General features: G+C 70.6%; 24 protein-coding genes and 1 pseudogene. 13 read left to right on the forward strand and 12 right to left on the reverse strand.

Annotated features, from left to right (window positions below; translation table 11 throughout):
- A pseudogene (locus tag E9998_RS01145) lies at positions 1–1,555 on the forward strand (hypothetical protein); the annotation flags it as partial.
- Positions 1,556–1,632: 77 nt separating this feature from the next.
- Here the strand turns inward: E9998_RS01145 and E9998_RS01150 are convergent.
- The 3 genes from E9998_RS01150 to E9998_RS01160 form a co-directional block, all read right to left on the reverse strand.
- The gene (locus tag E9998_RS01150; RefSeq protein WP_136527865.1) at positions 1,633–2,673 is read right to left on the reverse strand and encodes an NAD(P)-dependent alcohol dehydrogenase; all 1,041 of its coding nucleotides are present in this window, start codon (positions 2,671–2,673) and stop codon (positions 1,633–1,635) included.
- Between the two features lie 459 nt (positions 2,674–3,132).
- Positions 3,133–3,795 carry a nucleoside/nucleotide kinase family protein gene (locus E9998_RS01155; RefSeq protein ID WP_136527866.1) on the reverse strand — a complete coding sequence of 221 codons (663 nt, stop codon included), beginning with the start codon at positions 3,793–3,795 and terminating at the stop codon, positions 3,133–3,135.
- Between the two features lie 52 nt (positions 3,796–3,847).
- Positions 3,848–4,666, reverse strand: coding sequence for an MBL fold metallo-hydrolase (locus tag E9998_RS01160; protein ID WP_136527867.1), 819 nt, complete (start codon positions 4,664–4,666; stop codon positions 3,848–3,850).
- A 442-nt stretch (positions 4,667–5,108) separates the two neighbouring features.
- Between E9998_RS01160 and E9998_RS01165 the strand changes: the two genes are divergently transcribed.
- Entirely contained in the window at positions 5,109–5,963 is an 855-nt protein-coding gene (locus E9998_RS01165; RefSeq protein ID WP_136527868.1) for an NAD-dependent epimerase/dehydratase family protein, read from the forward strand.
- Positions 5,964–6,012: 49 nt separating this feature from the next.
- Here the strand turns inward: E9998_RS01165 and E9998_RS01170 are convergent, their stop codons facing one another.
- Together E9998_RS01170 and E9998_RS01175 are read right to left on the reverse strand one after the other, a co-directional pair.
- Positions 6,013–6,465 (reverse strand): VOC family protein, encoded by a 453-nt coding sequence (locus E9998_RS01170; RefSeq protein ID WP_136527869.1) that lies wholly within the window; start codon positions 6,463–6,465, stop codon positions 6,013–6,015.
- A gap of 67 nt (positions 6,466–6,532) precedes the next feature.
- Complete coding sequence (locus E9998_RS01175; RefSeq protein WP_136527870.1) at positions 6,533–7,507, reverse strand: MBL fold metallo-hydrolase; 975 nt, start codon at positions 7,505–7,507, stop codon at positions 6,533–6,535.
- Positions 7,508–7,740: 233 nt separating this feature from the next.
- Between E9998_RS01175 and E9998_RS01180 the strand changes: the two genes are divergently transcribed.
- The 3 genes from E9998_RS01180 (at position 7,741) to E9998_RS01190 (ending at position 9,134) form a co-directional block, all read left to right on the forward strand.
- Positions 7,741–8,211, forward strand: coding sequence for an SRPBCC domain-containing protein (locus tag E9998_RS01180; protein ID WP_136527871.1), 471 nt, complete (start codon positions 7,741–7,743; stop codon positions 8,209–8,211).
- A complete protein-coding gene (locus E9998_RS01185) occupies positions 8,208–8,600 on the forward strand; it encodes an ArsR/SmtB family transcription factor (protein ID WP_136527872.1) in 393 nt (130 codons plus the stop codon). Before E9998_RS01180 ends, E9998_RS01185 begins: the two co-directional genes overlap by 4 nt.
- A gap of 90 nt (positions 8,601–8,690) precedes the next feature.
- On the forward strand, positions 8,691–9,134 hold the full coding sequence (locus E9998_RS01190) for an SRPBCC family protein (protein WP_136527873.1): 444 nt from the start codon (positions 8,691–8,693) through the stop codon (positions 9,132–9,134).
- A gap of 93 nt (positions 9,135–9,227) precedes the next feature.
- On the opposite strand, the gene E9998_RS01195 is transcribed toward E9998_RS01190, so the two are convergent.
- Both E9998_RS01195 and E9998_RS01200 read right to left on the reverse strand, forming a co-directional pair.
- Entirely contained in the window at positions 9,228–9,845 is a 618-nt protein-coding gene (locus tag E9998_RS01195; protein ID WP_136527874.1) for an NADPH-dependent F420 reductase, read from the reverse strand.
- 94 nt (positions 9,846–9,939) lie between these two features.
- Positions 9,940–10,674, reverse strand: a complete 735-nt coding sequence (locus tag E9998_RS01200) for an SDR family NAD(P)-dependent oxidoreductase (RefSeq protein WP_136528053.1) — start codon at positions 10,672–10,674, stop codon at positions 9,940–9,942.
- Positions 10,675–10,795: 121 nt separating this feature from the next.
- Here E9998_RS01200 and E9998_RS01205 point away from each other — a divergent pair, with 121 nt between their 5' ends.
- Positions 10,796–11,407, forward strand: coding sequence for a TetR/AcrR family transcriptional regulator (locus E9998_RS01205; protein ID WP_136527875.1), 612 nt, complete (start codon positions 10,796–10,798; stop codon positions 11,405–11,407).
- Here the strand turns inward: E9998_RS01205 and E9998_RS01210 are convergent.
- Entirely contained in the window at positions 11,394–11,747 is a 354-nt protein-coding gene (locus E9998_RS01210) for a zinc ribbon domain-containing protein YjdM (protein WP_136527876.1), read from the reverse strand. The genes E9998_RS01205 and E9998_RS01210 overlap by 14 nt on opposite strands.
- Positions 11,748–11,891: 144 nt before the next feature.
- Here E9998_RS01210 and E9998_RS01215 point away from each other — a divergent pair, with 144 nt between their 5' ends.
- The gene (locus E9998_RS01215; protein WP_136527877.1) at positions 11,892–12,251 is read left to right on the forward strand and encodes an ArsR/SmtB family transcription factor; all 360 of its coding nucleotides are present in this window, start codon (positions 11,892–11,894) and stop codon (positions 12,249–12,251) included.
- A gap of 44 nt (positions 12,252–12,295) precedes the next feature.
- The gene (locus tag E9998_RS01220) at positions 12,296–13,966 is read left to right on the forward strand and encodes a SulP family inorganic anion transporter (RefSeq protein ID WP_136527878.1); all 1,671 of its coding nucleotides are present in this window, start codon (positions 12,296–12,298) and stop codon (positions 13,964–13,966) included.
- Positions 13,967–14,057: 91 nt separating this feature from the next.
- On the opposite strand, the gene E9998_RS01225 is transcribed toward E9998_RS01220, so the two are convergent.
- From E9998_RS01225 to E9998_RS01235, 3 genes are all read right to left on the reverse strand, one after another.
- Positions 14,058–14,621 carry an SMI1/KNR4 family protein gene (locus E9998_RS01225; RefSeq protein ID WP_136527879.1) on the reverse strand — a complete coding sequence of 188 codons (564 nt, stop codon included), beginning with the start codon at positions 14,619–14,621 and terminating at the stop codon, positions 14,058–14,060.
- 228 nt (positions 14,622–14,849) lie between these two features.
- Complete coding sequence (locus E9998_RS01230; protein ID WP_136527880.1) at positions 14,850–15,179, reverse strand: hypothetical protein; 330 nt, start codon at positions 15,177–15,179, stop codon at positions 14,850–14,852.
- On the reverse strand, positions 15,172–15,495 hold the full coding sequence (locus tag E9998_RS01235; RefSeq protein ID WP_136527881.1) for a hypothetical protein: 324 nt from the start codon (positions 15,493–15,495) through the stop codon (positions 15,172–15,174). The genes E9998_RS01230 and E9998_RS01235 overlap by 8 nt, the downstream gene beginning before the upstream one ends.
- Positions 15,496–15,846: 351 nt before the next feature.
- Between E9998_RS01235 and E9998_RS01240 the strand changes: the two genes are divergently transcribed.
- A complete protein-coding gene (locus tag E9998_RS01240; protein ID WP_136527882.1) occupies positions 15,847–16,659 on the forward strand; it encodes a Scr1 family TA system antitoxin-like transcriptional regulator in 813 nt (270 codons plus the stop codon).
- On the forward strand, positions 16,631–16,981 hold the full coding sequence (locus tag E9998_RS01245) for a DUF397 domain-containing protein (RefSeq protein ID WP_136527883.1): 351 nt from the start codon (positions 16,631–16,633) through the stop codon (positions 16,979–16,981). The genes E9998_RS01240 and E9998_RS01245 overlap by 29 nt, the downstream gene beginning before the upstream one ends.
- Here E9998_RS01245 and E9998_RS01250 read toward each other — a convergent pair.
- Positions 16,889–17,599, reverse strand: a complete 711-nt coding sequence (locus E9998_RS01250) for a pyridoxamine 5'-phosphate oxidase family protein (RefSeq protein WP_136527884.1) — start codon at positions 17,597–17,599, stop codon at positions 16,889–16,891. The two genes, E9998_RS01245 and E9998_RS01250, sit on opposite strands and share 93 nt — an antisense overlap.
- 248 nt (positions 17,600–17,847) lie before the next feature.
- Between E9998_RS01250 and E9998_RS01255 the strand changes: the two genes are divergently transcribed.
- From E9998_RS01255 to E9998_RS01265, 3 genes are all read left to right on the forward strand, one after another.
- Positions 17,848–18,654 (forward strand): alpha/beta fold hydrolase, encoded by an 807-nt coding sequence (locus tag E9998_RS01255; RefSeq protein WP_420842399.1) that lies wholly within the window; start codon positions 17,848–17,850, stop codon positions 18,652–18,654.
- Between the two features lie 38 nt (positions 18,655–18,692).
- Entirely contained in the window at positions 18,693–19,550 is an 858-nt protein-coding gene (locus E9998_RS01260; protein ID WP_136527885.1) for a helix-turn-helix domain-containing protein, read from the forward strand.
- 233 nt (positions 19,551–19,783) lie between these two features.
- Complete coding sequence (locus E9998_RS01265; protein WP_136527886.1) at positions 19,784–20,248, forward strand: HIT family protein; 465 nt, start codon at positions 19,784–19,786, stop codon at positions 20,246–20,248.
- Positions 20,249–20,404: the final 156 nt, after the last annotated feature.

Consider the following 20,404-nt stretch of genomic DNA (forward strand, 5'->3'; position numbering starts at 1 on the left):
CCTGGACGTCTCAGAGGTGCTGCGGCTCCTGCCGTCCCTTTGGGACGGTGAGGGCGCCTTCGCCCGCGCCTACGGCGACGCGGTGCGCGAACGCCTCATCGCGGTCTACCACGGCGCCCAGGCCCGCTGGTGCGAGGCCCACGGCATCGCCCTCACCGGCCATCCTGCCGAGCCCGACGACCTCGCCACGGCCGCGGGTCTGCACTGGCCCGGCCAGGACACGGTGTGGCGGTGGGTCCTCCCGGGCGAGACGAGCCTGACCGGGCCCGAGAGCACCGCCCCGAAGACCGCCGCGAGCGCCGCGCGGCTCAAAGGCGCGCCCGCGGTCGCCGAGGTGCTCGGCGCCTACGGCTGGCGCCTCACCCTGGACGAGTCGAAATGGCTGCTCGACTGGTATCTCAGCCGCGGCGTGTCCACACTGGTCATGCACGCGTTCTACCACTCGGTGCGCGGCGGCCGGGCCTACGAGAGCGAACCCGACCTCGGCCCCCACAACTCCTGGTGGCCGCACTTCCCCGCGCTCGTCGCCTACACCGCCCGTGTCGCGGCGCTGTACGAGTCGGGCACCCACCGCGCGGCCACGGCGGTCCTCGCCGACCCCGAGCACGTCCCCGACGCCCCCGCCCGCGAACTCCTCCAGCACCAGGTCGACTTCTTCTACCTCGACCCCGCCCGCCTCACCGACGCCGCGATCGACGCCGGAACCCTCACTTTCGGCGACCAGCGCTTCGCCGCCGTCATCGACCTGCGCCCCGCCGCCCTCTCACTTGACCCGGAGGCCGACGCGGTCCTGAAGGACTTCGCGGCCTCCGGCGGCCTCGTCCTCGGTGACACCTGGAGCCTTCCCGACCTCAAGGGCCACTTGCGAACGGCGGGCCTCGCGGTCGACGCCGCCCCGGCCGCGCCCGGCCTGCGCGTCGTCCGCTTCGACGGACCCGGCGGGATCGTCCACGCCTGCTTCAACGAAGGCGAGGACCCGATCGCGACCCGCCTGACCCTCCCCGCCGCACCCGACGGCGTCCAATGGCTCGACCCGTTCACCGGCGCCCGCACCGCGGCCGAACACGTCGGCGCCCAGATCGCGCTCGACCTGGAGCGCCGCCAGACGAAGGTCCTCACAGGACCGGCCGGACTCCCCGACCCGCCGGCGCACCTGGCGCTCGGAGCGACGTTCACCCTTGAGGACTGGACCGGCGAACCGATCCGATCGCTCACCGCCGCCGACCCGGTCCCGATCGGCCCGGGCGACTGGGCCGCGCGCGAAGACCTGCGCCGCTTCTCCGGCACCTACCGGTACACCACCGACATCGAACTCCCCGAAGGGATCACGGACGCCGTGCTCGATCTCGGCGACGTGGGCGAAGCCGCGAAGGTGATCGTGAACGGCACCGAAGCCGGCGATCTGCTCTGGCGCCCGTACACGTTGACGCTCCGCGGCCTCCTGCGACCGGGCGCCAACCGCATCGAGCTCCTCGTGAGCAACAGCGCCGCCAACTACTACGAAGGCGCCCGCCGCCCCTCGGGCCTCATCGGCCCGGTCACCCTCGCCTGCTGACCCTGCTCCAGCATCGAAGCCGCGACATGGAACGGCCCGGTCGGGAACCCGACCGGGCCGCGCCACTGAGGAAGCTGTTAGCCGTTCGGGACGATGACCGCCCGGCCGTTGATCGTCCCGGCGTGGAGCCGCTCGTACGCCTCGGGCGCGTCGTCGAGCGAGAACCGCTCCACGTGCACGTCGATCGCGCCGCCGCGCGCGAGCTCGAACACCTCGATGAGCTCGTCGCGCGAACCCCAGTAGGGCGCCTTCACCGACACCTCGAACGGCAGCGCGCCGAAGCCCACCGGCAGGGTGCCGCCGCCGATGCCGACGATCGTCACGTCCGCCTCCACCGAGGCGCAGGCACCCGCCGTCGCCACCGTCGGCGCGACGCCCACGAAGTCGAAGACCGCCTGCGCGCCGATGCCGCCGGTGAGGTCCTTGACCTTCCCGGCCGCCTCCGCGTCGGAAAGGAACGCCTCGTGCGCGCCGACCTTGCGCGCCAGTTCGAGCTTGTCCTCGCTGACGTCCAGCGCGATCACCCGCGCGGAGGTGAGCGCCCGCAGCAGCTGCACCGCGACGTGGCCGAGGCCGCCGGTGCCGATGACGACGGCCGAGGAGCCGGGCGTCAGCTTCGGCAGGGCCCGCTTGATCGCGTGGTAGGGGGTGAGCCCGGCGTCGGTGAGCGGGACGGTCTGGATCGGGTCGAGGTCGCCGAGCGGCACGAGGTGGCGCGCGTCGTCGACGATCATGTACTCGGCGATCGCGCCGGGCGCGCCCAGGCCGGGCGGGTTGATGTCGAGCTCGCGGGCGCGCTGGCAGTAGTTCTCCTCGCCCGCCGCGCATTTGATGCAGCGCCCGCAGCCCCACGGGCCGTACACGGCGACCGACTCGCCGATGTCGAGGCCGGTGACCCCGTCGCCGAGCGCCGCCACGGTGCCCGCGCCCTCGTGGCCGAGGGTGAGCGGCAGCTCGTAGGGGAAGCCCTCGGCGGGCCAGGACATGACGGCGATGTCGGAGTGGCAGACCCCGGCGGCGGTGACCTTCAGCAGGACTTCGCCGGGCTTCGGCTCGGGCGTGGGGATGTCGACGACCACTGGGGCCACGCCGATCTCGCGGTACTGCAACGCTTTCATGGACGCCTCCGTGCGGTGGGCTGCGGCCCTTGGCGCCGCGGTCGGCAGGGCCATGTCGGGCTCACCGTAACCCGGATCGAGGCCCCCGGAGGCCGGATCGGAAGCACCGGAACGACCCCCGGGCCTGGTCCCGGGCTTGTCGAGGAGGTATCGGCCGCCCGGACACGCAGGTCCGCCGAGGGCGCCGCGCGGGGCCGGCCCTCTCCGAGGGAGAGCCTGCGACCCGACTACGCGGGCGCGCCACGGCTGCGTGGGGTTCGCGCCGCAATGCTCGCCGCGGGCGGCAACGTCGCTCCGTACTTTGTCGGCGACTGCGATCGGATTACGCGGGCGGCTGCGCGGGGTTCGCGCCGCAACCCTCGCCGCCGGCGACGCCGACCACCTGGGAACGATAGGGCCGTGCGGGGATCCGCCCTCGGGCGCCGCCGACCGAGTCTGAGCGCGTCGGCGGCTTGCCGATCAGGCCTCGGGGGCGCCGATGCCGAGCGCGGGGAAGTCGATGACCAGGTCGGCGCGGTCCTGGGCGGCGCGGATGCGTTCGGCGTTGCGCTCGTCGACGTCCATGACCCAGGCGCGCGCCCGCTCGGGGGACTTGCCGAAGCGTTCGTGGCGGGCGATGAGGCGTTCGAGGCGCAGCGTCTCGGGGGTCCGGCAGTACCAGACCTCGGTGAGCGCGGCGCGCACGCCTGGCCAGGGGCCCTCGGCGTCGAGGAGGTAGTTCCCCTCGGTCACGACCACCTCGGCCTCGGGGCCGACGGCGATGGACCCGGCCACGGGCTCGCCGACCCGCCGGTCGAACTCGGGGGCGTAGACGGTCTCGGGGCGGGCCAGCGCGATGCGTTCGAGCAGGTCGCGGTACCCGGCGCCGTCGAACGTGTCGATCGCGCCCTTGCGCTCGCGCCGTCCCAGGCGCACCAGTTCGGCGTTGGCGAGGTGGAAGCCGTCCATGGGCACCTGCACAGCTAGGCGCCCGGTGGGGTCGAGCGACCGCGCGAGCCACGCGGCGGCGGTCGACTTCCCGGCGCCGGGGCACCCGGCGATCCCGATGATCACCCGCCGACCGGAGGAGCCGAGCGCCTTGACGCGGTCCAGCAGGGCTTGAGGTTCATCGGCGATCTCCACGCCCCGAACCTAACCGAGAGCCCCCGACACCCACAACCCGCACGCCGCCCGCTCAGACCGAGATGAACGGCTCCGTCAGGTGCGGCGTCGCCAGGTGGAGCGTCGTCGCAGCCTCCACGCCGAGCGCCCGCTCTCGCGAGCGGCGCGCGGCCTCCGGGTCGATCTCGTGGGAGTACGGCAGGTCCGGGTGGAGCAGTTGCAGGGCGTGCACGAGCAGGTCACCGGTCACCAGGGCCAGCTCGCGGCCGTCGGCGACCAGGACGCTCTGGTGCCCCGGCGTGTGCCCGGGGGTCGCCACGGCCCGCGCGCCGCCGCGCAGCGGCGCGTCGCCGTCGAGGAGCCGCAGCCGGTCCGCGGCCTGGAGCGGCTCCAGGAGTGTCTCGCGCAGCGCCGGGTTCAACGAGTCGACCGCGTCGAACTCGTTGCGCTGCAACAGGTATTCGGCGTTCGGGAAGAATGGGCGGTGTCCCGATCCCGCGTCGGAGACCACCGCCCAGCCGACGTGGTCGGTGTGGAGGTGGGTGAGGACGACCGAGTCGACCTCGGCCGGGTCGATCCCTGCGGCGGCGAGCGACTGCGGCAGGCGGCCGGGCACGGGCGCCCAGGAGGCGGCGGGGCCGTCGGCGGGACCGATCCCGGCGTCCACGAGCGTGACGCCCCGCTCGTTGCGCAGGGCGAACGCCCTGAACCGCAGCATCCAGCGGCCATCGGCGTCGACGGCGCCCGGGTCGAAGCGGTCCGCTTCGGCCCATTGCGCCTCGGTGGCCTGCGGGAACGCCTTGGCGCGAGATGAGAAGAACGGGCCTTCGCCGTCGTCGAGTGCGATGATCTCGGTGGCGCCGACGCGCAGCACGGCAGTGGTGGAGGTCATGGCCGCGATCCTGCCACGGGCCGAGGACCGGACGTGCCGCCAGCCCGGACGCCCGGCTTCGGCTACTCGGTTCCGGTCACTCGGTTCCGGTCGCTCGGTCCCGGCCACCCGGCTTCGGCTACTCGGTCACGGTCACTCGGCTTTGGTCGCTCGGTCGGGTGACATGGGCGGCGCGGAGGGCGGTTATTGTCGGACCCGCGCGGCAGGGTTGCGGCACAGTCCCCTCTGGGTGGGTGGGGGCTAGGGATGGCCGACTACCTTTACCCCCTCCATACGCCCTCCTCCGCGCCGCCACCAGGCCGCTTGCCCTGGAGTGCACTCCAGGTTCTAGGCTTCGGGCCGTACCGGCCCGGAGGCCGACGTACCGGCCGCAGGGCCGCGCAACCGGCCCGGAGGCCGCCGACCGGCGGCCGCGGGGCCGCCATCGAAGGGGGAGACAGGCATGGCCCGAGTAGCGGTGACCGGAGGCAGCGGCAAACTCGGCCGCGCCTGCGTACGGGACCTCGTGGAGCACGGCTGGGACGTCGTCAACCTCGACCAGCACCCCTCGCCCGACGACCTCGCGCCCCACCTCCGCCTCGACCTCGCCGACTACGGCCAGGTCGTCTCGGCGCTCACCGGCGTCGACGACCGCTACGACCGCCTCGACGCCGTCGTCCACCTCGCCGCCATCCCCGCGCCCGGCCTCCAGCCCAACGCCGCGATCTTCCGCAACAACATGCTCGGCACCTACAACGTCTTCACCGCCGCGAAGACCGCCGGCATCGACAACATCGTCTGGGCCTCAAGCGAAACCGTCCTCGGCCTCCCCTTCGACACCCCGCCGCCCTACCTCCCGGTCGACGAGGAGTACGCCCCCCGCCCCGAGTCCACCTACTCGCTCGTCAAGACCCTCGAAGAGACCATGGTCGACCAGCTCTGCCGCTGGAACCCCGCCCTCAAGGCCACCGGCCTGCGCTTCTCCAACGTCATGTACGTCGAGGACTACGCCGCCTTCCCCGCCTTCGAGGCCGATCACACCCTCCGCGACTGGAACCTCTGGTCCTATATAGACGCACGTGACGGCGCGCTGGCGATCCGCCTCGGGCTGGAACGCGAGGGCACCGGCAAGGAGGTCTTCGTGATCGCCTCCCCGGACACGGTGATGTCCACGCCCACACCGGAACTGGTCCAGGCGCACTACCCGGACCTGGAACTGCGCCGCCCCGTGGAGGGCCACGAGACGCTCCTGTCGATCGACAAGGCCCGCAGGCTCCTCGGCTTCGACCCGCGCCACTCGTGGCGCGACCACGTCTGACCGCGGCGACCGCCGGACGGGCGAGCCGTCCGGCGGGACCGCCCGCGCCTCAGCCGTGCGCGCAGAACTCGTTGCCCTCGGGGTCGGCCATGAGGACCCACTTGGCGCCGTCCTCGTCGTAGTCGCCCAGGCGCGTCGCGCCGAGCCCCACGAGCCGGTCGGCCTGCGCCTGGTAGTCGTCGGGCCCGTAGTGCAGGTCGAGGTGCACGCGGTTCTTCACCGACTTCTTCTCCGGGACGGTCTGGAACAGCAGCCGCATCCCCTGCCCGACCCCGTTCTGCGCGTTGACGGGCGCGTCCGGGTCGCGCACGGCCGCGGCGGTCTTCCACGCCTTGTGCCCGTCGATCTCGACCACCAGGTCCTCGCCGATCAGCCCCTGCCCCAGCAGCATCTCGATGAGCGGCGAGTGGTCCTCGACGGCGTAGTCCATCGCCTCGGCCCAGAAGGCCGCCAGGCGGTGCGGGTCTTCGGCGTCGATGCAGATCTTGAAGTGAACACTCATCTCGCGATGGTAGGCGAGGGGTCCGACGAAAACCCCCGAACCACTCGCCCCGTCCGCCCCGCCGGGCCTATTCGACCTGGTACCAGACGTGGAAGTCGTCGTACTTGTGGATGCCGGGCGCCCCGCCGATCTCCCGCAGCGCCTCCTGGAGCGCGCCGAGCTGCGCGACGGTCATCGGCAGCGCGGCCTCGTCGGGCTGGTACGTCCACCCGCGCGGGTAGTCCAGGCCCGGCTGCACCGACATCTCGACGTGGCAGCCGAGCAGGTGCGAGACCGGATGCGCCTCGCACCAGTCCACGAGTCGGTCCACAGTGGCGGTGAAGGCGTCCCAGTCCTGCACGTACAGCCGCCCGGGATAGAAGGTGTCGCCGGTCAGCAGCAGCCGCGTCCACCGGTCGTAGAAGACGGTGCCCGACGTGTGGTGTCCCGGCCCGGGGATCACGTCCACGACGCGCCCGCCCAGGTCGAGCGCGGCGGTGTTGTTCGGCCAGTCCTCGAACCCGTAGTACGCCTGCACCCCTTCGAGTCCCGGCCCCACCACCGTCGTTCGAGGACGGTCGGCGAACTGCGCGTCGGCGGCCTTGTGGTCGCCGTGCCCGTGCGTGTGCGCCACGACGAGCCGGTACTTGCGGCGCGGGTGGCGCTCCAGCCAGTCGGCGACGTGGGCGTCGACCACGGCCCGCAGCGGGAAGTACTCGGGCTCGGGGGTCGCACCGGTGTCGACGAGCAGCGCCGAGTCGTTCCCGAACAGCAGGAACATGAACGGCGCCTCGAAGTTCACGGACATGTTCTGGCGCATGACGATCGTGTGCTCGTCCACGGCGTGCGACTGGATTTCCGGCTCGGGGTCGTGCTTCGGCGAGGGCCAGCCCGCGTGCCAGTCCACGTCGAGGTCGGGCTCGCAGCCGCCCCGGTCGAATCGCAAGTTGGTCACGGCGTCCTCCTCGGCGAAGGCCGCCCGCGTATCGATCGCGGCGGCTCCGGCGGTGAGCGTACCGAGTGCGCCCGCGGTGAGCAGGGTCCGTCGGCTGGCGGTGGTCATGTCGGCTCCGTTCGTTCGGGGATGCCGCCAGTCTCGCCGGGCCCGAGCCGCCGCGCCTCGTGTCGCCGGATGAACTGCGCCCCAAGGACCCTCGACCAAAGTGCGAGTCCGTCTGCGCCTTCGGTCGCACCCCGCCGCCGCGCCCCGCGAAAAAGAAATGCAACAAACGGTTGCGCGTCCTCGGGCGAAGCACTATCGTCGTAAGCAACCAAAGGTTGCGAAAGGTGGAAGTCATGGAACCGAGCACCGAGTACGGGACGTACGAGCGGCAGATCCGCATCGACGCCTCCCCGGAAGTCGTCTTCGACGTCGTCAGCAGCCCAGTTCACCTGCGCGAATGGTGGCCCGACGAAGCGGAGCTCTCGCCGGTCCCCGGCGAGGCCGGCCGCATCGGCTTCCGCGAGGAGGACGGCAGCATCGACTGGCAGCAGTTCACCGTGGTCGACGCCGCGCCGCCGCGCCACTTCTCATTCCGCTGGACCCACCTCGAAGGCGAGGAGGCCGGCCCGAACACCTCCTTCCTCGTCGTCTTCGAGCTCGAACCCGACGGCGCGGGCACCCTCCTGCGCATGACCGAGTCCGGCTTCCGCGAGCGCGGCTGGGACGAGGCGACGGCGCTCGCCGCCTACCGGGACCACGAGTCCGGCTGGAACTTCTTCCTGCCGCGCCTGGCCCCCTACGCCGAGAAGGTCGCGGCCCGATGAGCACCGCGGTGGACGACGACCTCTGGTCGGCCATCGGCGACCCGACCCGCCGCCGCATGATCGACCTGCTCCTGGACGCTGGCGGCGGCACCGCCACCGGCCTCAGCGAGCACCTGCCGGTCACCCGCCAGGCCGTCGCCAAGCACCTCGCCGTGCTCGACCGCGTCGGCCTCGTCCACGCGAGCACCGCCGGTCGCGAACGCCGCTACCGCGTCGACCAGGCGCAGCTGTCCCGCGCGGTCGCCCAGCTCACCGCGGTCGGATCGGTCTGGGACGCAAGGCTCCAGCGCATCAAGCGCCTCGCCGAGACCATCCAGCGCGAGAAGGAGGCGATCGACCGCGGCCCCGAGCGTCCCGACGACAACACGGCCGACGACGACCCGAAGTAGGGCCGCTAGGCCGCACCGCAACAGCAATCCCGTTGCACCCACAGCGAAACCCCGGCGGACGACCGCCGACAGACTGAGAGGAACAGACCGATGGTCGACATCCTGCACCGCATCGCGGTCGCGAACACGCCGCCCGCGAAGGTCTTCGAGGCACTGACCACTCTGGAGGGACTTCGGGGCTGGTGGACCGAGGACACCACCGGCGACACCGCGCCCGAGGGCGTGATCGCCTTCCGCTTCCCGGCGGGCGGCTTCGACATGAAGGTCGCCGAGCTCGATCCGGGACGGCGCGTCCGCTGGGAGGTCGTCGGCGGCGAAGCCGAGTGGATCGGCACCGAGATCCACTGGGACCTGCGGCAGGAGGACGACTGGACGGTCGTGCTCTTCAAGCACCAGGGCTGGCGCGAGCCGGTCGAGTTCATGCACCACTGCTCGACCAAGTGGGCGAGCTTCCTGCTCAGCCTCAAGCACCTCCTGGAGGACGGCAAGGGCGAGCCCGCCCCGAACGACGTGCGTATCGACAACTGGAACTAGCCGCCGGAACGACAGCGGGGCCGGGCATCCATGATGGATGCCCGGCCCCTCCGCTCCGCGTCCCCCGGGGATCGGCGCTTGCGAAGCGCACCCTCAAGGGGCTTGGGCCCCGAAGGCGAGGTCGAAGCCGGCGCCGTTGCGGGCCAGGCCCACCAGGAGGATGCCGGCCCATTCAAGTGCGTGGGTCGTGTCGAGCCCGCCCGCGTCGAGGGCCCGCATGTCCAAGCTCTCCAAGAACGCCGCGACACGGGCCTTCGCTTCGGCGTCGCCGCCCGCGAAGAACGCGTCGAGCGGCTTGTCCTCGGCGATGACGCCGCCGAAGATCGTGTTGAAGGCCTTGACGACCTTTGCGCTCGCCGGGGCGGCGGCGGCGATCTGCTGGGAGGCCGAGTCGCCCGGTGCGGTCACGAGACCGCTCGCGTCGGGGTTGAACGGGTTGGTGATGTCCACGATGATCTTGCCCGCCAGCGCTTCGCCGTAGTGCGCGACCGCCTCGACCGCGCCGGTGTACAGGACGGCGAGGATGACGATGTCGCCCTTGGGCCTCGCGCCGAAGGCGCCCACGGTGGCGCCGTTGCCGATCCGGTCGGCGAGCGCCTGCGCCTTGGCGGTGTCGCGGTTCATGAGTTCGACGGTGTGGCCGTGTTTCGCCGCCCGGGTGCCGATGGCGGCGGCCATGTTGCCCGAGCCGATGATGCTGATGGTGGTCATGAGTCGGTGTCCCTGTCGTGTGTGGACTGTTGGGTGGCGTCGTGTCTGTGCGTGTGTCGAACCGGGATTCGGACGCTCGTTCTCGCCGAGGGGTTCAGATGACGGTGGTGCCGCCGTCGGCGACGAGTTCCATGCCGTTGACGTAGCTGGAGTCGTCCGAGGCGAGGAACAGCGCGACCGAGGCGATCTCCTCGGGTCGGCCCATCGCTCGCCGGGGGATGACGGATTCGAACTGCGCCTTGGTCTGCTCGTCCATGACCTGTTCCATGGTCGGGCTGGCGACCTGGCCGGGGGTCAGGACGTTCGCCCGGATTCTGCGGTCCCGCAGCTCCGACACCCACACCCGCGCGTAGGCGGGGAGCACGGCCTTGCTCGCCGCGTACACGCCCCATCCGGGGTAGCCGCGGAGCGACGCGTTCGACCCGGTCATGATGATCGAGCCGCCGTCGTTGAGCAGCGGCAGCGCCTTCTGGACGGTGAAGAGCGTGCCGCGCGCGTTCAGGGAGAAGGCGGCCTCGAACTGGTCTTCGGTGATCTCGCCGAGCCGGCCCTGCTCGCCGGTTCCGGCGCTCGCCCACAGCACGTCGATCGAGCCTTTGTCGCGCCGCACCGTCTCGAACAGCCGGTCCAGGTCGCCGAGGTCGGCCGAGTCGGCCTGCACCCCGGTCACGTTGCGGCCGATGAGTTGGACGGCTTCGTCCAGTGTGTCCTTGCGTCGGCCCGTGATGAAGACGTGCGCGCCTTCGTCGACGAACAGCTTGGCGCCGGCCAGCGCCATGCCGCTGGTCCCGCCTGTGATCACCGCGGTCTTGCCGTCGAGCTTTCCCACGACTGCTCCGTTCACTGCGCCGATGTTATGTAAACCGGTCTGGATACTTAACGTATCAGACCGCGCCGAGTGCGGCAAGCTATGCACACCGGTCGGTACCCGAGTGGGATACGCTGGGCGTATGACAGAGTTGGAGAAGGGGCCGCGCGGCCTGCGCCGCGGCAGGGGCGCGCGCGAGCGCATCATCGGCGCGTCGCGGCGGCTGTTCCGCGATCAGGGCATCGCCAACACCGGCATGGACCAGCTCTGCGCGGTCGCCGAGGTGTCCAAGCGCACCCTCTACCAGCACTTCGCCGGCAAGGACGAGCTGATCGCCGAGTGCCTGCGCCGATTCGATCCCGACATCCTGCCCGAAGTGTTCGAGAACACCGACCTCACGCCGCGGGAGCGACTCCTCGCAGTCTTCGACATGCACGCGCCCCTGTGCCCGTTCATCGCCGCGGCCGTCGAGATCCCCGACCCGGGCCACCCCGCGCGCGTCCTCGCCCGCGACTACAAGCGGGCCTTCGCCGCCCGGCTCACCGACGTCGCCCGCGAGGCCGGCGCCGCCGACCCCGAGCACCTCGGCGAGCAACTGGCGCTGCTCCTGGACGGCGCCTCGGCCCGCGGCCGGGTCCTCGGCACCGACGCCTTCGCCACCGCCGCCGCCATCGCGGCCGTCCTCGTCGGCGACGCCCTCCCCGCGGCGCCCCCGCAAGCGGCCGAGTCGAATGAGGGCGTCACGCCCTCTTGACGACGCTCGACTTCAGCTGCATCGCACCGATGCCCGGGACCTTGCAGTCGATGTCGTGGCCGTCGACGCCGTCGACCAGGCGGATGCCGCGCACCTTCGTGCCCGACTTGATGCCGGTCGGGCTGCCTTTCACCCTGAGGTCCTTGACGACGATGACCGAGTCGCCGTCGGCGAGGACGTTGCCGACCGCGTCCTTGACGACGCGCTCCGGGGTCTCGTCGGCGTCCGCGGGCGCGGTCGGGTTCCACTCGTGGGCGCACTCGGGGCACACCAGGAGCGCGCCCATCTCGTAGACGTAGGCGCTGGAGCACTTCGGGCACGGCGGCGGTGTCTGGTCCATGACGGGGAGTTTAGGCAGGTCCGGTCCTCGCGGCGTCCCTCCGAGCGGTCACCGTGACCGGCGCCGCAATCGATGCACCCATTTGCACATGAGGAATTGAAGAAGTCTTCAATCAGAGGATTCGATGAGCAGGTGAGGTCGACCATGGCGATGCCGCTGTACCAGGCGAAGGCCGAGTTCTTCCGGATGCTCGGGCACCCGGTCCGCATCCGCGTGCTCGAACTCCTCGGCGAAGGCCCTAAACAGGTCCGCGACCTGCTCGCGGACACCGGTGTCGAAGCCTCCAGCCTCTCCCAGCAACTCGCGGTCCTGCGCCGCGCGGGGATCGTGACCTCCACCCGGGAGGGCACGGCCGTCACCTACGCCCTCGCCGGTCCCGACGTCGCCGACCTCATGCTGGCCGCCCGGCGCATCCTCACCGAGATGCTCGCCGGTCAAGCCGAACTGCTCGACGAACTGCGCGAGACCACCCGCGAGACCGACACCGCGGCGACCCGCACGTGAACGCCCCCACCGCGACCGACGACACCCGAAGCGGTCCAAGCAGAGTGGCGCGCGCCTGGGGGCACGCGGCCCGGCTCCTGCCCGGCCGCGCCGACCTCGCCACCGTCCGACGTTCCCCGGGACGCGACCTCCTCGCCGGAGCGACGGTCGCGATCGTCGCCCTGCCGCTCGCCCTCGGCTTCGGCGTCGCCTCCGGCCTCGGGGCCGCCGCCGGACTCGCCACGGCAGTCGTCGCGGGCGCGGTCGCCGCGATCTTCGGCGGCTCGAACTACCAGGTGTCCGGCCCGACCGGCGCGATGACCGTCGTCCTCGTGCCCATCGTCGCCCAGTACGGCCCCGGCGGGGTCCTCACCGTCGGACTCATGGCCGGGATACTCCTCATAGGACTCGCCCTCGCCCGCGCCGGACGGTACGTCCGCCTCATCCCCGCCCCCGTGGTCGAAGGCTTCACCGTCGGCATCGCCGCGGTCATCTTCCTCCAGCAGGTGCCCGCCGCGCTCGGCGTCGCCACCCCCGAAGGGGAGAACACCGCCCTCGTCGCCTGGCGGGCGGTCCGCGCCTACGCCGCCGCCCCGGACTGGCCCGCCGTCGCGCTCGCGGCCGGCGTCGCCGCGGTCATGCTCGCCGGGGCTCGCTGGCGCCCGCAGATCCCCTTCTCGCTCTTGGCGGTCGCCGCCGCGACCACCGCCGCCGTCCTCGCCGGGCTCGACGCCCCGATCATCGGCGCGCTCCCCGCCACGCTCCCCTCGCCCTCACTGTCCTTTCTCGACCCGGCGGCCGTGCCCGGCCTTATCGGAGCCGCCGTCGCGGTGGCGGCGCTCGCCGCACTCGAATCGCTGCTGTCGGCCACGGTCGCGGACGGCATGACCGTCGGCTCGCGCCACGACCCCGACCGGGAGCTCTTCGGCCAGGGCCTCGCGAACATCGCCGCACCCCTGTTCGGCGGCGTCCCGGCCACCGCCGCCATCGCCCGCACCGCCGTGAACGTCCGCTCCGGCGCCTCCTCCAGGCTGGCCGCGCTCACCCACGCGATCGTCCTGGCGCTCATCATGCTCGCCGCCGCGCCGCTGGTCGCGCACATCCCGCTCGCCGCGCTCGCCGGGGTCCTGCTGGCGACCGCGATCCGGATGATCGAGGTCGGCTCGGTCCGGGTCCTCGTGAGGGCGTCGCGCTCGGACGCGGTCATCATGGGCCTCACAGCCGCCGTGACGCTCGCGGTCGACCTGGTCTGGGCGGTCGTCTGCGGCCTCGTCGTCGCCGGGGCGCTCGCCCTGCGCAAGATCGCGGCCGCGGCCCGGATCGACACGGTCCCCTTGACCGAGGACGACCACCACCTCGCCGAACACGCCCTGCTCGCCGAGCACATCGTCGCGTACCGCATCGACGGGCCGCTGTTCTTCGCAGCGGCGCACCGGTTCCTGCTGACCCTCACCGAAACCGCCGACGTGCGGGTCGTCATCATCCGGCTCTCGCGGGTCACCGCGATCGACGCCACCGGCGCGCTCGTGCTGCGCGACGCCGTCGAACGCCTGGAAAGCCGCGGCGTCACCGTGTACTTCTCGGGGCTGCGGGCCGAGCACGCCAAGACGCTCACCGCGGTCGGACTGCTCGAACGGTTCCGCGAGGAGCACAAGCTGTTCGCGACCACGCCTGCCGCCATCGCCGCGGCGCGCGAGCACCTCGCGGCCACCGGCGTGATCCCCGCGAGCGCCTGAACGCCGCCCGCCCGGACCGAGGCGTGTCCCCAGCGGTCACCGTCCTGCGGCGGTGGTCACTGCGCCGGCGGAGCAACGCGCCGATCACCGTTCACCGTGCGACGTCGAGGCAGTCCGGGCACCGTACGAGCCGGTCGATGAACGCCTCGAAACTGTCGGCGACAGGCTTCACCGCCCTGTCCTCGTCCAGGTACACGACTTTCGGCGCATCGGGCCGGTCCGCATTGGCGTAGTCCAGCATGACCGCGTCGTGACCCCCTGAGGGAGTGCGAAAGGCGACCACTCCGATGTCCGGGTAGTCCCACTCCCTGATCATGTACCGACTTCCTCCGATCGGCGCGTCGATGCCGCGCTCGCCGCCGATGCCTCGGATCGCCGCGATCGCGAAGTGGTCCTCGTTCCACGAGGTCGGGAAGTCGGTGAAGCAGCACCGTCGCATCGGGACGCCGCCGTTCTGGATCTGAAGGACGTCAAGGTAAGCCCGCGGCAGGATCACCCCCAGGTGCCGCTCGGCGGCCTCGATCATCTCCGGTAGCAGCGGAGGGCAGGTGTCCTGATGCAGGCCTTGCTCAAACGCGAAGTCCACGGCTACCTCACCCGGGTCGAGTCTCGGCGCGAGCCGCGCCCCAGGGTTGCGGCATCGCGGGCGGTGCATGTGGCGTGAGGATCGGCGGCGCGGGCCGGGCGATTGAGCGTGCCGCGGAGGTGCCCGCTCGCACCGGTGGTCGAGAGGCGTCGCATGTCGTGAGCGTAGTGGACGCGCCGGGTCAGACGAGGCGTCGCCAGGAGGGGCGGGACTCGGCTCTAGCGCGATCGGGTGCAGGACGCGCGGAGGGCCGGTCGGGGCTCCACCCAGCCCCGACCGGCCCGGCTCCAGGGCGGCTCAGTCGGTCTCGGGATGCTCGATGAGCTTGCGGCACTGGACCATCGTCCAGTCGTTCCACTCGTCGCCCGCCCACGCCCCGTACCACTCGACGGGCTCGGTCGGGTCCTCGGTGAAGCGGCAGCACTCGTGCGCGCCCGCGCCGTCGTCGAAGTCGAGCAGGTACTGCGCCGGGCCCGGCGTGTACCGGTGCGGCACCGGCGCGGTCTGGTACAGCGAGAAGACGACCGGCTCCCTGCGAAAGCAACCCAAGTAGCCGTCGACTCCCGGTTCGCCGTCCGACCGGAGGTTATAGGGCCCTTCGCCATCGGCGAACGTGGTCCTAGCCATCGCAATGCCTTGGGTTGATCGGGCCGGGACGGTTGTCGATCCTGTGGCCGTTGTAGAAGACCTTGAACGCGGCGTCCTCGACCCAGACCTTCCAGTCGGGCGCGAAGGCCCGCCAGGTTTCGCCCCACGTGGCGTGCAGGTCGCCGGAGCCGAGGCCGGAGACGATGAGCACCAGGTCGGCGGGATTGCCGGTCACCGCGACCTGGAACGAGTCGGGCGCGTTCGCACTCGAAGCGCGAACGGTGAAGTCGGTGAGTCCGTCGTTGAATCGCCCGCGCTCCAAGGGATCGGCGGCGGGCGCCGCCGGATTTCGCATGACCATCGAGCCTCCTCCATTTCGAAACTGTCGGATATCCGATGGAGTAGCGCCGGAAGACCGCCGCAACGGTTCAGAAGGCCACGGCCTCCCGGCTTCCCCACCGGCCGACGGATGATCCACAACCGCCGACACAGTCGACACTAGGAGGAGTTTTCCCAGGTCACAACTAGGCACAAGCCTTAAATCGATCGGCCTCCGATGTGGGCTCTTACATTCGGGCTATCACAAAATGACCCCGAATTTGTTATACCCCAAAATTGTTGGGTTTTTGGACGCGCTTAGTTGTGCCATCATGGAGACCCAATCCATCCAGTACATGGGGGTCAAAGGGTGATACGGGCGCGTCTCATGCGATGGTTCGTTGCAGTCTTGTTGTGGGATTCAAGAATCGGAATCGGATTCACTCGCCCTGAGGCTGCTCGGGCGTTCGGGTGCTCCGATGGAACCATCTACTACTGGGAGAAGGGGGAGCGGCATCCCCGCCCGAGTGAGGTTGCGCAGATCGCCCTGACCTACAGGCTGACCGAAAAGGTTAGGCGCTACCTGAAGATGATCTTGGAAAGGAAGGACTCGCAGCGAATCGAGGCGGACCCTCGCCTGCACGCTCTGGTCCTGTCGAAGGCCGAGCTCCATTCGGGGTTCATCTTCAAGTACGAGCCGAACCTCATTCCTGGTCCCCTTCAAACTCGTGACTACCACTTCGGGTACACGCAGAAGGCGGAGGGAACTTCGGACACCGATGCGAATGAGGGGTGGACCTTCAAGCACGGGCGGCAGGTTGGCATCGGCAACCGCAAGGATGAACCGACGATCCAGTACCTCATCGGCAACAGTGCGATCCTTGGCCTTCGCGACCTGCCTTTGGAGGCCGCCATTGGACAAGTGAATCGCATGCTGGCGGACCAGGATCGATCTGGAGTCGAGATCAGAGTCATCGCGAAGTTCCATCGGGGTCGCAATGCTCCATTCGAGATTTTCAAGCCGGGAGGCAGCCGTACGGCACCCCCGGTTTTCGTGTACTCCGAGAGCCTCCACGGCAGCTGGTGCATCGAGGAAGATGCCTTGGTTGCCATGTACGATGGGGCCGGTCAAGCCATGTGGCAACTCGGAATACCGTTGAAGGAGTTCCTCGATGAACACTGCCGTGACCTCCTGGCGTAAGAGCACTCGAAGCGGCAGCACCAACTCGTCTGACTGCATCGAGGTTCGCCGAGCATGGCGTAAGAGCACTCGAAGTGGAAGTACCGACAGCTCCAGCTGCGTCGAGGTTTCACTCTGCACGGACTCAGATGGCTTTCACCTCAGGGACTCGAAGCTCGGCGACGGCTCTCCGGTCTTCGACCTTCCCCCCGCCGACCTCACGAGCCTCCTGCGCTCGGCGCGCTGCGCCTTAAGACCTCGCCTCAAACCTCGGATCGTCACGGTCCGTCCGCCAAGCGCGGACGGGCCGTTCTCGTGCCGCCCGCTTCACCCGGCGCAGTAACCAGAGGGTTTCGCGGTAGGCCTTGTCGAGTCGCCGGTCCTCCTCGGGCCCGGTGCGGTCGACGGCGAGTTGGTCGCTGTAGATCTGGCCGAGGGTGGGCATCCGGGAGCGGTCGGGCCAGGACTCGTGTCTCCAGAGCCCGGAGCGCATGAAGGCCTTGGCGCAGTGCATGTACGCGGACCGGACCGTGACGACGATGACGCTCAGTGCGGGACTTCCGTTGACCGCCATCTGTTCGCGAAGCGCCTGGTCGACGGTGACCTTGGCGTCGCCGCTGATGCGGAGCGTCTCGTTCATGCCTGGGATGACGAAGAGCAACCCGATCGAGGGGTTGACGATCAGGTTCTCGAGGGTGTCGAGCCGGTTGTTGCCGGGGCGGTCGGGGATCGCGATGGTGCGCTCGTCCAGGACGATCGCGAAGCCCGGCTTGTCGCCCCTGGGAGGCACGTCGGCGCGACCGGCGCGGTCGGAGGAGCCGATGACCACGAACGGGCTGCGTGCGATGAAGGACCGGCAGTGGCCGTCGAGCCGGTCGAGTTCCTTGCGCACTGCGACGTCCGAGGGGTCGGGGACCTTGTAGACCGAGCGCAGTTCTTCATGCGTGCTGAGGTATTCCACGAACAACTCCCGATCTAACTGAAACTGTTTCCATCGTCGGCCGCATCAAAGTGCAGTTCAAGCGGATGATAGATCACGACTTGCCGAGAATACAGAAAAACTTTCTGAAAGTCTACGTCGAATGCAGCGCTACGAGGTTCCCAAAAGTCTCCGGGCGGCCCGAGCGCGTCGGCGACCATCTCCGAGGTGACTCGCCTTCTGTGACATTTGTTCAAGACGGGGTTCCAGCGCAGGGTCATCATCGGGAGATGATCGAGAGTGAAACTGCGCATCTGCAAGGGATGCATGTGGTCCAGGCCGGTCCGCGCGAGGCGCCTCCGGTGCTGCTCATCCACGGTTCGGGTGCGTCGGGTGCCTTCTGGGGGCCGGTGGTGCCGGGGCTCGCCGAGCGCCGTCGCGTCGTGCGGATCGACCTTCCCGGGTGCGGGCAGTCGCCGCCCGCGGCCTCGTACGAGGTTACCGCGCAAGCGGACAGGGTCGCGGCGCTGCTCGATGAGCTCGGGCTCGCCGATGTCGATGTGGTCGGGCATTCGAGCGGCGGGTATGTCGCCACGGCGTTGGCGGGTCGCCGCGCCGACCTCGTGCGGTCGCTCGTCTTGATGAGCACGGGCCCGAGTCCCGATGCGCTGCTGCCGCAACCGGCCATCCTCAAGCTCATGCTCGCCCCGCCGTTCGGGCCGCTGCTGTGGCCGCGCCGATCGGACGCGATGATCCGCAAGGGCATCAACGCGACCGCCGCGAAGGCGGTGGAGCTTCCCGAGGAACTGATCGCGGGCGTCCGGAACATCCCGTACCGCGCCTTCCGGACCCTGCTCGCCTGCAACGGCGCGTACCTCGCCGAGCGGGCCATGCCCGAACGGCTCGCGGCGCTCGACGTCCCGGTCTTCGTGATCTTCGGCGACGCCGACCCCCGTTGGGAGCCTTCGTCGGCGCGCGACTACGAGCCGGTGGCGGGCCGCATCGCGATGCTGCCAGGTGTCGGGCACCTGCCCGCGCTCGAAGCGCCGGAAGCGACCCTCGACCTTCTGCTGGCCTTCACTGGGGCGGAACTCTGAAGGGCCGGGCGCCGTCTCGAGCGGCCTAGACTGGAGTCATGCAGTCGGCCGGGGCTCCACTCGACTGGGCGCGGGCGAACATCGCGGTCCCGCCCCCGTCGCTCCGGCTGCCGGGCATCAGCATGGCGGGCTTCGGTTTCAACGCGCCCGCGCAGGTCGACATCGCGATGGTCGCCCATCCTTCCGTGACCGTGCTCATCGACTTGAGCGATGACGAGGGCGCAGTCTTCGACGCCGCCGGGCGTCGCCGTCGCGGCAGCGTCGCCATCGGGCTCGCGCCGGGGGAGGTCAGGGCGGCCGGGCGCGGATCGGCCGCATGTCTTCAGATCCGGCTCGGACCCGTCGCGGCGGCGTCGGTGCTCGGCGAGTCGGGCGCGCTGAGCGGGACGCTCGTGCCACTGGCCGACCTGTGGGGCCGTGAGGCCGAACAGGCCGAGGAGCGGCTGCGCGCCGCCCCGTCGTGGCAGAAGCGGTTCGCGATCGCGACCGACCTGCTCGGCCGGAGGATGGACGAGCGCCCGCCCGTCGACCGGGAGGTGGCCCACGCCTGGCGGCGCACGCTCGATTCACAAGGGCGCGTTCGGGTCGAGAGCCTTGCGGCCGAGGTCGGCTGGAGTCGCAAGCGCCTGTGGTCGCGATTCCGAACCCAGCTCGGCATCAGCCCCAAGCACGCGGCCCGGCTCGTCCGGTTCGACCGCGCCGCGCACCTCCTCGCGGAAGGGCGGCCCGCCGGGGGCGTCGCCGCCGAAAGCGGCTACGCCGACCAGTCGCATCTGCACCGCGAGGTCAAGGCGTTCACGGGCCTGACGCCCACCGCCGTCGCCGACGCGCCCTGGCTCGCGATCGACCACATCGCCTGGCCCGCAACGACACCGATGCGTCAACTGCCGCGATGACCCGCGCACGGCCCGACCGCCGCCGCGATGAACCGCGTGCGGTCCGACCGCGAGCCTCCGTGACCGCCCCGCGCGGAGCCGTGGCCGCCGATCCTCGCGACGACCGGACGGCGCCGCCTTCCCCGATCCTCGCGACGACTGGCGGGCACCGCCTTCCCAACCGACTCGGCGGACCGGTCCGCTCCGAACCCGCCTCGCCTCCGAACCTCGCCGGATTCGGCTACGGTCAGTCCATGAGCATCAGCCACGAGCCGCCCGCCTACACGTGCCCGTTCTGCGAACGCCTGGCGGGCAAGGCCGACGAACTCTCCGGCCCCGAGGACATGGTGCGGCGCACCGAGGACGCGGCGGCGTTCATCTCGCCGCGCTGGTGGCCCAACAACCTCGGCCATGTGCTCGTCGTCCCCACCGGCCACCACGAGAACCTCTACTCGATCCCCGCCGACGCCTACCGCGGCCTCGGCGACCTGGTGCGCGAGGTCGCCATCGCGATCCGCGAGACCTACGGCTGCGACGGCGTCTCCACCCGCCAGCACAACGAACCCGCCGGCGACCAGGACGTCTGGCACCTCCACACCCACGTCTTCCCCCGCTACACGGGCGACCGCCTCTACGAGTCCAAGGCCCGATCCGGCTGGGCCACACCCGAAGAGCGTCAGGTCTACGCCCGGCGCCTACGGGCCTACTTCGACGCCTGAACCGACCGCCGACCCGTTCGACCGCGCCGGGAGCCGGGCACCCGGCGGAAGCCTTCGAGCCGAGCCTGAACCGACCACCGACCCGATCGACCGCACCAAGGGCCGGGCGCCTGCCGGCCGCTCGCGGCGGTAGCCTTCGGGCCGAGCGCGAAGGAG

Source organism: Glycomyces paridis (genome assembly GCF_004912155.1).
In the GTDB taxonomy this organism is placed as follows: domain Bacteria; phylum Actinomycetota; class Actinomycetes; order Mycobacteriales; family Micromonosporaceae; genus Glycomyces; species Glycomyces paridis.